This is a genomic window from Enterococcus sp. DIV0682 (genome assembly GCF_051712685.1).
Classification (GTDB): Bacteria; Bacillota; Bacilli; order Lactobacillales; family Enterococcaceae; genus Enterococcus; species Enterococcus faecalis.
Genome location: NZ_JBIOPK010000001.1, coordinates 2,659,534 through 2,673,129, shown reverse-complemented (window position 1 = coordinate 2,673,129; position 13,596 = coordinate 2,659,534). Strand labels below are relative to the sequence as shown.

Annotated in this window: 16 protein-coding genes; 10 read left to right on the top strand and 6 right to left on the bottom strand. The window is 39.6% G+C overall.

Annotation, left to right across the window (positions count from 1 at the left end):
- Positions 1–120: 120 nt before the first annotated feature.
- On the top strand, positions 121–1,095 hold the full coding sequence (locus tag IGK96_RS12940) for a tRNA dihydrouridine synthase (RefSeq protein ID WP_002413934.1): 975 nt from the start codon (positions 121–123) through the stop codon (positions 1,093–1,095).
- Between the two features lie 57 nt (positions 1,096–1,152).
- Here the strand turns inward: IGK96_RS12940 and IGK96_RS12935 are convergent, their stop codons facing one another.
- The 5 genes from IGK96_RS12935 to rpsN all read right to left on the bottom strand — a co-directional run bounded on the left by IGK96_RS12935 (position 1,153) and on the right by rpsN (position 4,384).
- Entirely contained in the window at positions 1,153–2,688 is a 1,536-nt protein-coding gene (locus IGK96_RS12935) for a zinc ABC transporter substrate-binding protein AdcA (RefSeq protein WP_025186887.1), read from the bottom strand.
- Between the two features lie 20 nt (positions 2,689–2,708).
- On the bottom strand, positions 2,709–2,831 hold the full coding sequence (locus IGK96_RS12930; protein WP_002383181.1) for a putative metal homeostasis protein: 123 nt from the start codon (positions 2,829–2,831) through the stop codon (positions 2,709–2,711).
- Between the two features lie 33 nt (positions 2,832–2,864).
- Positions 2,865–3,839 (bottom strand): CobW family GTP-binding protein, encoded by a 975-nt coding sequence (locus IGK96_RS12925; RefSeq protein ID WP_002367488.1) that lies wholly within the window; start codon positions 3,837–3,839, stop codon positions 2,865–2,867.
- A 15-nt stretch (positions 3,840–3,854) separates the two neighbouring features.
- Positions 3,855–4,004, bottom strand: coding sequence for a 50S ribosomal protein L33 (gene rpmG / locus IGK96_RS12920; RefSeq protein WP_002354818.1), 150 nt, complete (start codon positions 4,002–4,004; stop codon positions 3,855–3,857).
- Positions 4,005–4,114: 110 nt separating this feature from the next.
- Entirely contained in the window at positions 4,115–4,384 is a 270-nt protein-coding gene (gene rpsN / locus IGK96_RS12915; RefSeq protein ID WP_002354822.1) for a 30S ribosomal protein S14, read from the bottom strand.
- Positions 4,385–4,584: 200 nt separating this feature from the next.
- Here rpsN and IGK96_RS12910 point away from each other — a divergent pair, with 200 nt between their 5' ends.
- From IGK96_RS12910 to lrgB, 8 genes are all read left to right on the top strand, one after another.
- Positions 4,585–4,983 (top strand): OsmC family protein, encoded by a 399-nt coding sequence (locus IGK96_RS12910; protein WP_010823297.1) that lies wholly within the window; start codon positions 4,585–4,587, stop codon positions 4,981–4,983.
- A gap of 363 nt (positions 4,984–5,346) precedes the next feature.
- Positions 5,347–6,069, top strand: a complete 723-nt coding sequence (locus tag IGK96_RS12905) for a methionine ABC transporter ATP-binding protein (RefSeq protein ID WP_002372719.1) — start codon at positions 5,347–5,349, stop codon at positions 6,067–6,069.
- Positions 6,066–6,737, top strand: a complete 672-nt coding sequence (locus IGK96_RS12900) for a methionine ABC transporter permease (RefSeq protein ID WP_002368484.1) — start codon at positions 6,066–6,068, stop codon at positions 6,735–6,737. The genes IGK96_RS12905 and IGK96_RS12900 overlap by 4 nt, the downstream gene beginning before the upstream one ends.
- Before the next feature lie 12 nt (positions 6,738–6,749).
- Positions 6,750–7,568, top strand: coding sequence for a MetQ/NlpA family ABC transporter substrate-binding protein (locus tag IGK96_RS12895; RefSeq protein WP_002375473.1), 819 nt, complete (start codon positions 6,750–6,752; stop codon positions 7,566–7,568).
- Positions 7,569–7,659: 91 nt separating this feature from the next.
- Positions 7,660–9,429 (top strand): sensor histidine kinase, encoded by a 1,770-nt coding sequence (locus IGK96_RS12890; protein ID WP_010706971.1) that lies wholly within the window; start codon positions 7,660–7,662, stop codon positions 9,427–9,429.
- Positions 9,410–10,138 carry a LytR/AlgR family response regulator transcription factor gene (locus tag IGK96_RS12885; protein ID WP_049095874.1) on the top strand — a complete coding sequence of 243 codons (729 nt, stop codon included), beginning with the start codon at positions 9,410–9,412 and terminating at the stop codon, positions 10,136–10,138. The genes IGK96_RS12890 and IGK96_RS12885 overlap by 20 nt, the downstream gene beginning before the upstream one ends.
- 151 nt (positions 10,139–10,289) lie before the next feature.
- Positions 10,290–10,709: an antiholin-like murein hydrolase modulator LrgA gene (gene lrgA / locus IGK96_RS12880; protein ID WP_002354829.1), complete on the top strand. Its 420-nt coding sequence runs from the start codon at positions 10,290–10,292 to the stop codon at positions 10,707–10,709.
- Positions 10,706–11,389: an antiholin-like protein LrgB gene (lrgB, locus tag IGK96_RS12875; RefSeq protein ID WP_002354830.1), complete on the top strand. Its 684-nt coding sequence runs from the start codon at positions 10,706–10,708 to the stop codon at positions 11,387–11,389. Before lrgA ends, lrgB begins: the two co-directional genes overlap by 4 nt.
- Positions 11,390–11,602: 213 nt before the next feature.
- On the opposite strand, the gene IGK96_RS12870 is transcribed toward lrgB, so the two are convergent.
- The gene (locus tag IGK96_RS12870) at positions 11,603–12,148 is read right to left on the bottom strand and encodes a cysteine hydrolase family protein (protein ID WP_002389413.1); all 546 of its coding nucleotides are present in this window, start codon (positions 12,146–12,148) and stop codon (positions 11,603–11,605) included.
- A 165-nt stretch (positions 12,149–12,313) separates the two neighbouring features.
- Between IGK96_RS12870 and IGK96_RS12865 the strand changes: the two genes are divergently transcribed.
- Entirely contained in the window at positions 12,314–13,327 is a 1,014-nt protein-coding gene (locus IGK96_RS12865; protein ID WP_010776194.1) for an alpha/beta hydrolase, read from the top strand.
- Positions 13,328–13,596: the final 269 nt, after the last annotated feature.

Sequence of the window (13,596 nt, the reverse complement as noted above, 5' to 3'; positions counted from 1 at the left end):
CTAAGTATGCTTTTTTGATTCTTCGTGCATTTCCCTGTATAATAGCAATGTTTCGCACCAGAATATGTCGACAAGTTGTCGTTGAAAATAAAGAAAAAATCAGAAACGGAGTATATGAAGATGAGCAAGAATTTTTGGGCAACATTGCCAAAGCCCTTTTTTGTTTTAGCACCAATGGAAGATGTCACTGATGTGGTCTTTCGTCATGTCGTGAAAGAAGCTGGGGCGCCAGATGTGTTTTTTACAGAGTTTACTAATTCAGATAGTTATTGTCATCCTGAAGGAAAAGACAGTGTGCGCGGGCGCCTCGTTTTTACAGAAGATGAACAGCCAATGGTGGCACATATTTGGGGGGATAAACCGGAATTTTTCCGTGAAATGAGTATCGGTGTAGCGGAGATGGGCTTTCAAGGATTAGATATAAATATGGGCTGTCCTGTGCCTAACGTGGCTGAGCGTGGAAAAGGCAGCGGGCTGATTTTGCGCCCAGAAGTTGCGGCTGAATTGATTGACGCCGCCAAAGCAGGTGGCTTACCTGTTAGTGTCAAAACACGCATTGGGTTTACTGAAATGGCGGAAATGGAGGCGTGGATCACGCATTTATTAGAGCAAGACATTGCGAATCTATCCATTCATTTGCGAACACGAAAAGAGATGAGCAAAGTGGATGCCCATTGGGAGGTCATTCCGCAAATTATGGCTATTCGGGACCGTGTCGCACCGCAAACGACAATTACGATTAATGGGGATATTCCCGATCGTCAAAAGGGCCTAGAATTAGCAGAACAATATGGTGTAGATGGCATCATGATTGGTCGGGGGATTTTTAAAAATCCTTATGCCTTTGAAAAAGAACCCAAAACACATACGCCACAAGAATTACTGGGCTTGTTACGTTTACAATTGGATTTGCAAGACAAGTATGCAGAATTGGTGCCTCGCTCCATCGTTGGGCTGCATCGCTTCTTCAAAATTTATGTCAAAGGCTTTCCAGGTGCCAGTGATTTAAGAGCACAATTAATGAATACAAAATCAACGGATGAAGTGCGCCAGTTGTTAGCGACGTTTGAAGCAGAACATGGTGTGCTTGACTAAATAAAAAAAGAGAGGAGGTAGCATTTTAGCTAATGCTACCTCCTCTCTTTTGAATGCTTAATGCGCAATCATTTCTTGGGCAATTTCTTGTTTGCTTAAGTCGTTTGGATAATACGTTGGCCAGTTGTCCATTTCATTGAACAGACTTTCTTGGCTATCGCCGCCGAAGAAGATGTGGAAATGAGCGGCTTTCGTTGGTGCGATGTTGTGGTCGCTAAATTGGACGTATTTAAACCGCCCAGCATTGGCATCGTCTGTTTCAAAAAGGAAACGGACGCCACGGTTGCCTTTTGCATAGTTTAAAATTTTATAACCGGCTGCTTTATAGGTGAATTTTTGTGGTTTGCCATTGACCAGAAATTCAATGGTGGAATCAGTGATGTTGATGTGGTCGACATCGGTTTGATAGCCGGCATCATAGTAGGTTTTGTATTCGGTTGGTGTTTTATCTTTTTTCAGTTTCGCTTTGTAATCGAAGACTTGGTCTAATGTGCCATCTTTTAATAAAGGATAGACGGATTGCCAATTTCCAGCGTAATCTGTCAGTGTTCTCTCAGCCACCTCACTGTCTTTGAAATAGCCGTTAGCCACGGTTTTTTCTGTTTTTTCAGAGGTTTCTGGCTGAACCTCTTTCCCAGCTGTATCTGTTGTTTTTTTCAAAGCAGTTAAGTTTTCTTTCATTACAGAAAGATAATCTTCGCCATTGTCCATTTGTTTTTGTGTCAAACTTTCTAGCGGGTTTAGGACTTCCAATTGAACATTCGCTTCGTCAGCTAACGTTTTAGCAATTTTATCGTTGGCATTTTTTTCAAAATAAATATAGCGAATTTGGTTGTCTGTGACATATTTTTTCAACTCTGCCAAGCGCCCTGCTGTTGGCTCTTGTTCAGGTGTTAAACCAGCTATTGGCACTTGTTTTAAGCCGTAATCTAAGGCAAGATAACCAAATGCAGCATGTTGGGTAACAAAACTTTTTTGCTTAGCGTCTTTCAAAGCTGTTTGGAACTCTTTGTCTAAGGCTGTTAATTTTGTTAAGTATTTTTCTGCGTTTGTTTCAAATGTTTTGGCTTTTTTAGGGTAAAGTTTGACTAATTGTTCTTTGATGTTTGTAACTTCTTGGATGGCACGATGGGGCGAAACCCAAGTATGCGGATCTAATTCATGGTGGTGGCCTTCTTCGCCATGTTCGTGGTCATGGTCGTGTCCGTCTTCGTCACTGCCAGGAAGTAAGACCATGTTTTCGGTACCTTTAATGACGTTCGGGGCTCCTTTTTTCCAGCCTTTAGCAGCTTTTGGTACCCAAGATTCCATATTTTCATTGTGGTAAACGAAAACATCCGCATCATGGATGGTAGCCATATCTTTGGCGGATGGTTCATAATCGTGAGGTTCAGAACCAGCAGGGATTAACAATTTGACGTCTCCTTCATCGCCTACAATATTTTTAGTGAAATCGTACATAGGATAAAAAGTCGTGACAATGGATAGTTTTTCTTTACCGTCAGCGGTTTTATCAGAGGTGTTTGTTTTGCCGCAAGCGCCGAAAAGGATTAGCGCTAAGGCGGCTAACAGGGGAAGAGTAAATTTTTTCATAGGTGTGCTCCTTTAGTGAATTACGCAATTTTCTTTTGTTTATTGCGCTTATGTTCTTTAATGATTTTAAGTGCGCGTTTTCGTGTTTTGATGTTGGGACTTTTCAGTCGACGATAAGCGCTAGATAAGTCAGTTTTTTCCATTATATATAGGACCTCCATTTCGTAAAAAATAATTTACGGAGTAGCTATTTTGTTGAGGGTTTGAAAGGTTTCTTGAATTTTTTTTGTCTCTAATTCTTTGCCAATCAGAACAATTGTCGTTTCTTGAGGGGGTTGATTCGTCATTTGAAAGGCCACTTGCTGGTTGACGCCTTGCATGGCAATGGCCAAGTCATGCTCCTGTAAGGCGAGAATCCCTTTGAAACGGTATAACTTTTCCTGATGTGTATACATTAACCAATCAAGCCAACGAGTGAAAAGAGGTTCGTTGAGGGCTGAGGACGCCGTTAACGTAAGGGAGTGAAAGGTATGGTGATGATGCTCGTGGGCGTGCTCATGCGGGGAATGAGTCATTTCGTGTTCTGTAAGTGTCGCCGTAAACTTATTTAATTGAAAAAAGTCACTAGCCAAAAGAGGCTCGTTGGCTTGAAAGGATAAAATATCAGCAAAAGGATTAATGGTACGAAGGGTTTCTTGGAACGTTGGTAGCTGAGTGCTGTCTGCTGGTTCCTTGACAGAAAAAAAGAGGCGATCTGCTAAGGCCAGTTGTTTGATGGCTTCGGCTTCTTGAAGCTGTTGTTGCCAATGATGCCCATCAACGACCGTTAAGAGACTGTCTATATAGAAATGATTTTTGATGTGCGGGGTCGTTAAAATTGTTTGAATGATTGGTTGCGGATCAGCAATGCCCGTTGTTTCTAAAATGACTTGGGCAATGGGTTGTTGTTCTTCTTGGTACACTTCTAAGATTGCTGATAAAGAGGCAAGAAGATCTCCTCGTAAGCTGCAGCACATGCAACCGTTATTTAATTGAATAATTCGTTCCGTGGTTTGTAAAAGTAATGCGTGGTCAACGCCTGTTTGACCAAATTCATTTTCAATAATAATAATTTCTTCTTTAGGAAACGGTGACTGCGCAAGCGCATGGTTAATTAAGGTTGTTTTTCCTGCGCCTAAAAAGCCAGAAACAATGGTGATTGGAATGCCCATCAAGTTTTCCTCCTGTTATTTGACTTCAGTGAAAAGTGCGCGGCGCCGTAATTTTGGTGAATATTTTTTCAGCTGTAATTTTTCTGGTGTATTTCGTTTGTTTTTACTTGTTAAGTAAAGGCGCTCGCCAGTTTCAGCGCAAGCTAACGTAATGGTTTGGCGCATAGTACCGTCCTCCAATTTGATTTTTTTAATTGCGTATAAAAGATAAAAGGGGCTGCGAGGTCAGCCCAAATGCGACCGTCCTCGCTAGTTGTCTTTATCGAAATAATGAGTTACCAGCTTGCTTTTTTGACGCCAGGAATCAAGCCTTGGTGAGCCAATTCACGGAAACGAATCCGAGACATGCCAAATTTACGCATGTAGCCACGTGGGCGCCCATCTGTTTGATCGCGGAGTTTTAAGCGACTTGGATGAGCATCTTTTGGCAATTTGCTAAGACCTTCATAATCGCCAGCTTCTTTTAAGGCTTGGCGAATAGGCGCATATTTTGCAATCATTGCTTGTTGTTTTTTTGCTTTAGCAATTTTTGATTTTTTAGCCATAAGGCACTTCCTTTCTTTTTGGATTTATAAAATCTAAATCGTAATGGTTACGATTTGAACGGAAGTATATTATCAGGTGTTGCGTTGTTTGTCAAGTTAGAATTTCGTTTTTTTTAGGACTTGCTAAGTTGAGAAGTTAGAAATGTTTGTTTTAGCGCTGTTTTGTAGTATCTTTTAAGAAAGAGTAAAAAGGAGTGAAGATGGCAATGGTAGAACGTTTGACGATTATTCGTGGTGTGGAAAAATTTGAATTACAAACGAAAACAGCGCGCTGGGTGTTAGCAAAAGAAGAGGGATATTCGCCAGTTCAAATGCTCGTTTCGGCAATTGGCGCTTGTGGGGGGTACGTGTATCAATCCGTTTTGGAAAATTCGCACATTCCCTTTGAGTTTGAAAAAATAGAAGTCACGTATTCAAGAGAAGTAGAGAGACGCGCACAACCATTAAAACAGGTAACGATTCTCTTTTATGTGACTGTTCCAGAAGCCTTTCAAGCACGGGCGACACGGTGTTTGAAGCTTGTCTCCCCAAACTGTCCAGTGATTCAATCATTGGCTGAAAGAATTACTGTCGAAGAAACAGTTGTATTTAAAAAGTAAACTATTAGAGACATTATCGTTACGAGCGCTTTTCCCTTTTTGGATGCCTCGTTTCTGAGAATGTCTTTTTTTTAGTAGGAGCGTGGGGAAATAGCTGTAGAAACAGGAAATTTTTAATTCATTTGTACAAAATAATACAGACAAAAAACAGATAGTGTTTTTTTCACAAATAAAAAGGTTGCTTTTTTTTCTGTTTTAGTAGATGATGTAAGTAGTTACATCTCTGGTATAACGCTGTTTTGCGAAACGTGTGTTATTTTTTAATTCGTAATAGTTTTTTTAAATCGTTTCACAGAATTACTTTAATTGTTATACAGTTTTTTTAGTTGTTATAGTTTGTTTGTCGGCCTTTAGGAGGTAATCATGATTGAGTTAGTGAATGTGTCGAAAGTCTATCAAGAGACACACGCGTTAAAAAATATTCACTTTTCTGTCCAACCAGGAGAAATCGTTGGGATTGTTGGGAAAAGTGGCTCTGGCAAGTCCACGTTGTTACGTTTGTTGAATTTAATGGAACAACCGAGTGAAGGGGAGATTCGTATTGATGGCAAAAATGTTCAAACCTTCTCTAAAAAAGAAGTTCGCCAGCAGCAACAACAAATGGGGATGGTGTTTCAGCATTACAATTTGTTAGAAAATTTGAAAATTTATGATAATGTTGCGTTGCCTTTGAAACTTTTAAAAGAGAAACAGCCTGAAAAAATTGAGCGTTTATTAACGTTTGTTGATATGGCCCATAAGGCAGAAGCGTATCCTGCTCAGCTTTCTGGTGGGGAAAAACAGCGTGTCTCTATTGCTCGAGCGTTGAGCCGTAATCCAAAATGGTTATTATGTGACGAGGCAACGAGTTCATTAGATGAAGAAAATACAGAAAGTGTCGTTCGACTATTACATAAGACGCATCAGGAATTCCGACCGACTATTTTCTTTGTTAGTCACGAATTAGAAACCGTGAAGCGCTTATGTAATCGTATCTTAGTGATGGAAAAAGGTCAGTTAATTGGCGAATTTCTGAATAATCCTCAGCAATATGAGGAAGAACCGCTTTCCTATTTAGAAAAAGTGGAAAGGAGTTTGCGTCCATGACTTTTTCAGAAACCTTTGCCGAATATTGGCCATCTATGCTGGTCGGTTTAAAAGAAACAGGGATTATGATGTCGATTTCGATGGCTATCTGTTTGCTTGTCGGCTTGCCTTTAGGCTTAGGACTATTTTTGGCTAATCCGAAAGTCAAAGGACATCAACCTTGGCTATACTGGGTTTTAAATTTCATTGTAACTGTTATTCGTTCGTTTCCTTATTTATTATTTGTGATTGCGTTGATTCCAGTTACTCGTTCTGTTTTAGGAAAGGCGTTTGGCCCAATTCCTTCATCTGTGCCATTGAGTATTGTTGCGATCGCGATTTTTGCTCGCTTGGTTGAACAAGTGCTGTTGGATGTTCCAGAAGAAATTTATTTTTTAGCTAATTCGTTAGGCACCTCGAAAGTCCAATACATTTGGCACTTTTTATTGGTGGAAGCACGTAGCGGATTGGTCCTTGCTTACACAACCACGACAGTGAGTATGGTTTCATATTCCACGGTGATGGGTGTTGTTGGTGGCGGCGGGATTGGCGATTTTGCAGTTCGTGTCGGGTATCAACGGTATGAATACGGTATTATGTATGTTGCCATTGTGATTATGATTGCACTGGTCTTCATTTTACAAATGCTTGGGAACTTCATTGCCCAAAAACTAGACAAAAGAAAGTAGGAGGACAAAAGAATGAAGAAGTTTTATTTAGCAACATTCGCTGTTATTGCAACAGTTATTTTAGCTGCCTGTGGGGGAAATAAACAAGCAGATCAGAAAGAAGACAAGGAGATTACCGTTGCCGTGCAATTGGAATCTTCAAAAGATATCTTGGAAATTGCCAAGAAAGAAGCTGAGAAAAAAGGGTACAAAATTAACATTATGGAAGTGAGCGACAATGTTGCCTACAATGATGCCGTGCAACATGACGAAGCGGATGCCAATTTTGCCCAACATGAACCATTTATGGAAATGTTTAACAAAGAGAAAAAAGCTGATTTAGTGGCTGTTCAACCGATTTATTATTTTGCTGGTGGTTTCTATTCAAAAGAATACCAAGATGCGAAAGATTTACCTGAAAATGCCAAAGTGGGGATTCCTAGCGATCCAACCAATGAAGGTCGTGCTTTAGCAATTTTAAATGCAAACGGCGTGATTAAATTAAAAGAAGGTGTCGGCTTTAACGGCACGGTGGCAGATGTCGTGGAAAATCCTAAAAACATTACTTTTGAAAGCATTGATTTACTGAATTTAGCTAAAGCCTATGATGAAAAAGACATCGCTATGGTGTTCTGCTACCCAGCCTACTTAGAACCTGCTGGTTTAACAACGAAAGATGCGATTTTGTTAGAAGATGAAGAAGCAAGTAAACATTACGCATTGCAAGTTGTGACACGTAAAGGCGAAAAAGATAGCGAAAAAATCAAGGTTTTAAAAGAAGCGATGACAACAAAAGAAGTTGCTGAATACATCAAGAAAAATTCTAAAGGCGCTAATATTCCTGCGTTTTAATGAATAGAAAAAATGAAGCCTCTTTTTTGAGAAGCTTCATTTTTTTCTTTTCTTTGATTTATAGTATAGTTAATAGGAAGGAGGTGCCGGTGTGGTCGAATTATTTATTTTAATGATGGAACGGGTGGGCTTAATTATTTTACTGGCCTTTCTTTTAGTGAATGTGCCTTATTTTAAGCGTGTTTTATTAAGTCGTGAAAAAATGTCTTCAAAAGTTCAGTTGATTTTGATTTTTGGTTTATTTGCTATTATTTCTAATTTTACAGGTATCGAAATCGCTAAGAATCAGATTGTTCCCAATAATTTACTAACCTATTTAAGCAGCAATGCTTCCATTGCGAATACGCGTACGTTAGTAATTGGCGTTTCTGGATTAGTGGGTGGTCCGATTGTCGGCAGTACGGTTGGTTTAATTGCTGGCTTTCATCGGGTTATTCAAGGCGGGGGGCATAGTTTCTTTTATGTGCCTGCTTCTTTAATTGTTGGCTTAATTGCTGGTTTTTTAGGGAGCCGCATGGCAAAGCAAACCGTTTTTCCGTCTGCCGGCTTTTCTGCCATTGTCGGAGCGTGCATGGAAATGATTCAGATGATGTTTATTTTCTTTTTCAGCGGTGATCTATCGGATGGAGCCACGTTGGTTCGTTTTATTGCGCTGCCGATGATTTTGTTAAATAGCGTAGGAACGTTCATTTTTATGTCGATTCTAACGACGACATTGAAACAAGAAGAGCAGGCCAAAGCGGTTCAGACGCACGATGTTTTGGAATTAGCAGCGGAAACACTGCCATATTTTCGAGAAGGACTCAATAAAAATTCCAGCAAAAAAGTTGCGGAGATTATTAAGCATTATACAAAAGTCAGTGCGATTAGCATGACAAACAGTCATCAAATTTTAGCTCATGTTGGCGCAGGAAGCGACCATCATATTCCAGAGCTAGAAGTCATTACAGAGCTTTCTCGGGAAGTGTTACGGACGGGCCGAATGACCATCGCACATGCCAAAGAAGAAGTTGGTTGTTCGGACCCTAATTGTCCGTTGCAAGCGGCGATTGTGATTCCATTATTTTCCCATCAGCAAATTGTTGGCACCTTAAAAATGTACTTTACGGATCCAGCGCAGTTAACGCATGTCGAGGAACAGTTAGCAGAAGGTCTTGGGACAATTTTTTCTTCACAAATTGAATTAGGGGAAGCGGAAGTACAATCAAAATTACTTAAAGAAGCTGAAATTAAATCCTTGCAAGCGCAAGTGAACCCGCATTTCTTCTTTAATGCCATCAATACTATTTCCGCATTAATGCGGAAAGACAGTGAAAAAGCGCGGAAACTATTGCTCCAATTAAGTAAATACTTTCGAGGCAACTTACAGGGAGCCGTGCAAACTACGATCCCAGTTTCACAAGAACTAGAACAAGTAAAAGCCTATTTGTCATTAGAACAAGCACGGTTTCCGAATCGTTATCAAGTAACATTTGACGTGGAAGAAGCGGTTGCTTCAGAAAAAGTACCGCCGTATGCGATTCAGGTGTTAGTGGAAAATACCATCAAGCATGCATTTGGCAGCCGGAAGGAGAACAATCAAGTTCGGGTAGTGGTCAAAGCAAAACAACATAAATTACATGTGGATGTGTATGACAATGGGCAAGGGATTCCTGAAGAACGCCGCTTGTTATTAGGAAAGACGACAGTGACTTCGGAAAAAGGCACCGGCACGGCACTGGAAAACTTGTCCCGCAGAATGGCGAACCTTTATGGATCAGAAGGTTGTTTTTTAATTGAAAATTTAGAGACAGGCGGGAGCCATGTTCATTTAGAAATCCCGATGGAACAGGAGGAATTAGATGCACGTATTAATCGTTGATGATGAACCCTTAGCACGAGAAGAATTGAGTTATCTTGTTTCCCAACATCCGCAAGTGATGAGCGTTGCAGAAGCGGATTCTGTGGCGGAGGCAATGGAAGAGATGATGGATCAAAAGCCAGATTTGTTATTTTTAGATATTCATTTGACCGATGAAAGCGGGTTTGATTTAGCGGAAAAATTAACCCATCTTAAAAAAGCGCCCTACTTGGTCTTTGCAACCGCCTATGATCAATATGCGTTAAAGGCCTTTCAAGTGAATGCAAAAGATTATATTTTGAAACCTTTTGAAGAAGAAAAAATAACACAAGTCATTGAAAAAGCATCGAAAGAAATGGCTCAAGCTGTCCCAGAAAACACTGCTGAAAAAGGACCGAAATCTGAAGCAATACCTATTCAAGGGGAAGACCGCATTTATCTTGTGGCGCCAGAAGATATTTACCTCGTTTCTGTCGAAGAACGGCAACTGAGCATTTTTGTGGATCAACAGGTCTACAAGATGACAGGGACCCTCAACAGTATCGAACAGAAATTACCTGCCACGCTCTTTATTAAAACGCATCGAAGTTTCATCTTGAATCGAACAAAAATTCAAGAAATCCAGCCGTGGTTTAATAACACGTTGCAAGTAATTTTAACCAACGGCTCAAAAGTACCTGTTAGCCGTTCATACGTCAAAGAATTTAAAGAAAAACTTGGCTTAAGTTAAAAAATCACCACTTGAAATGTCGAATGCATTTCAAGTGGTGATTTTTGCATTTGGTGAAGAAATTCTGGCATTTCATGAAAAAAAGCCCTTAAAAAAACGTTTTCTTTATATACTTAACCCATAGAAAACAGAGAAAAGGGAGCGAAGAAGAATGGAAAAGAAAGTATATTCATTTTTACAACAAGCAGCAGTTTTTGCCATTATTATGTTAATCGCCAACGGCTTGGCGTTCATTTCCCCAATACCAATGCCTGCTTCAGTAATTGGCATGGTGTTATTGTTCATTGGTTTATGTACAAAAGTTGTTAAATTGGAGCAAGTGGAAGGGCTAGGTAATAGCTTATCAACGGTTATTACATTTTTATTTGTTCCTTCAGGGATTTCCTTAGTTAACTCTTTAGGGATTATGCAACAATTTGGCGTTCAAATTGTTTTTGTTATTTTAGTAGCGACACTAGCGTTACTAGCAACGACTGGTTGGACGGGCGCCTTTTTATTGCATATGAAAGATGCTCGAAAAGAAAAAGAACCCGCAGCAACGAAGAAAGCGAAAGGAGAGGTTCGCGCATGAATCCGTATGTTGGCATTATTATTTCATTAGCTGTATTTGGCATAGGTACTTGGTTGTTTAAAAAAAGCAAAGGTTTCTTCTTATTTACGCCATTATTCGTTGCGATGATTTTAGGCGTTGTCGTTTTAAAAGTAACAGGAATTAGTTACGAGCAATACAATGAAGGTGGCAAATATATCAGCTTCTTTCTAGAGCCTGCGACAGTAGCGTTTGCGATTCCTTTATATAAAAAGAGAGACGTGTTGAAAAAATATTGGTTAGAAATTTTAACGGCGTTAACAATTGGTTCTTTTGGTTCGCTAGTGGCTGTTTATTTTGCAGGAAAAGTGATTGGCATGGATAATCATTTAGTGGCCTCAATCTTACCACAAGCTGCTACAACAGCGATTGCCGTACCTATTTCTCAAACTGTTGGCGGCATTGCTTCTATTACGGCGTTTACCGTAATCTTCAATGGTGTACTAACCTATGCCTTGGGTCGAATTGCATTGAAATGGTTTAAGATTAACAATCCAATCGCCAAAGGTTTAGCTTTAGGTGCGGCCGGACATGCCCTAGGTGTGGCAGTTGGCATGGAAATGGGTGAAACAGAGGCTGCTATGGCTAGTATTTCTGTCGTAGTGGTTGGCGTAGTTACTGTTTTAGTAGTTCCTTTCTTTGCAACGGTCATTGGTCTATAAAAAAGTGAGGAATCCCACTTTTTTATGAGTAGCTAATTTCTATCAGCTAGCAGTCTCTGCTTATTCTGTGAATGCTAGTTATCACTAATCCGCAGGCTCGGAGTTAAAATGAGTGTAAAAAAGCCAACCTTATCCATAGTAAGGTTGGCTTTTGTGTTGTTTACAGGATTTTTTGAGTATAGATAGGGCGCATGGAAGGATTGACCAGTCTTTTTATAGAATGGTTGCTCCTAAAGTTTGTTTAAAGTGGCGTAACGCCCATTCGTGTCCTTGTTCATCAAAACTAGCAACGGCGCGTTCAGGAATCATTAATTGATAGCCTAAATTATAGGCATCAACAGCCGTATGCAACACGCAAATATCTGTACAAACACCAGTTAAACAAAGCTCTGTAATTCCTCGTTCTCGTAACCGAATGTCCAAATCCGTGCCACTAAAAGCAGAATAGTGCCGTTTGTCCATCCAATAAACGGTTGCCTCATTTTTGTGAGCTTGATAAAAATCAGCTAGCGAGCCAAACAGATTACGCCCGTCAGTTCCTAAGACATTGTGGGGCGGGAAAAGTTTATTTTCAGGATGATAGCGATCTAGGGGGTCATGCCCATCAATGGCAAAAACCACAAAATCGCCATTGTCAAAATAGTGCTTTGTTTGTTGAACAAGGGCCGTTTCAATAGCTTGTCCAGCGGCACCAGTGGTTAGTTTTCCGTCTGTGGCGACAAAATCATTTGTATAATCAATGGAAATCAGAGCTTTCATTTGGCAACCTCCTAAAGGTTAAAGTCATTTTGTTCATTTTACAGCTTTTAAGAGGGCATTTCAAATGATAAAAGTACATCAAATTCTAAAAAAGCTGTTTCAAAATAAACGCTTTGGCTAAAAAACATGCTATAATTTTGCTACAAATTAAAGCAGGTGAATAGAGTGAAAAGAAAAATCGTACGTTTTATCCTTTGGTTGTTAGGAATCATTGTGGTTATTTGCTTAGGTGTGTTTCTCGCCTTTCAATTATCTCCTAAGCCAGGCGCTTGGGTCATCAACCAGTTATTCGCAGGCGAAGTTGAAATAAAAGATTCAGCTTCCTATGATAAAGCATTGCCCAATGTTCAATTGCAAGAAAATCAAACATACCCTTCTTCAAGAAAAAAGAATACCTTTGATTTGTATTATCCCCAAACGTCAAAACAAGCGGTACCAGTCGTTTTATGGGTCCATGGTGGTGGCTATGTGGGAGGAGATAAGTCTGGGATGAAAGAATTTGCGACACGTTTAGTGGCTGATTCCTCAGTTGCCTTTATTTCAATGAATTATGAATTAGCACCAGACGCACCTTATCCAAGCCAGCTCCAGCAGGTCAATGAACTTGTTCAATTTTTATTAGAAAAGAAACAAGCATATCCCATGTTAGATTTATCTAAGCTTTTTATTGGCGGGGACAGTGCGGGTGCACAGATTGCTCTACAATATGCAACAGTTCAAACCAATGCCAACTATGCCAAAGAACTAGGGATGACTGCAGCGTTGCCGGCTAGCCATTTAAAAGGCACACTCTCGTATTGTGGTCCGGTGGATTTGAAACAAATGGCCAACCAACAAAGTGATAATCGTTTTATGAAATTTTTCGTTAAAACAGTGGCTTGGTCCTTGCTCGGCACTAAAGACTGGCAGACGAGTGCAGAACTGCAAGAAGTGAGTTTAGTGGATAAAGTCACCAAAGAATTTCCCCCGACGTATCTAACAGATGGCAATAGTTTTTCATTCCAAGATCAAGGACTAGCCTTGGTTCAGCGGTTAAAAACTTTAAATGTTCCAGTTTCAACTCTCTTTTTCAAAGATAAGAAAGCAACAATCACCCACGAATATCAATTCGACTATCAAACAAAAGAAGCTAAACAATGTTACCAAGAAACAGTCCAGTTTGTGAATACGTATAAATAAACAGAGGCCTTAGAAATATTTCTAAGGCCTCTGTTTATTTATTTTTGTCATTTTTTTAGCTGAGAAATATGTATAAATTAAACAAAAATGTTTATTTAATGATGTTTACATGAGAAAAAATCCGTGCTATACTACGAACTCGTTTGTTAATTTTAATGTTAAAAATAACGTTTTTGTTATTTTTGTGAACAAATTAACATTTTTATCTTACAAAAACAGCAAAAAATTCGTTTAGTTAACAAAAAGAAAATTAAAAAATAAATTTTTTT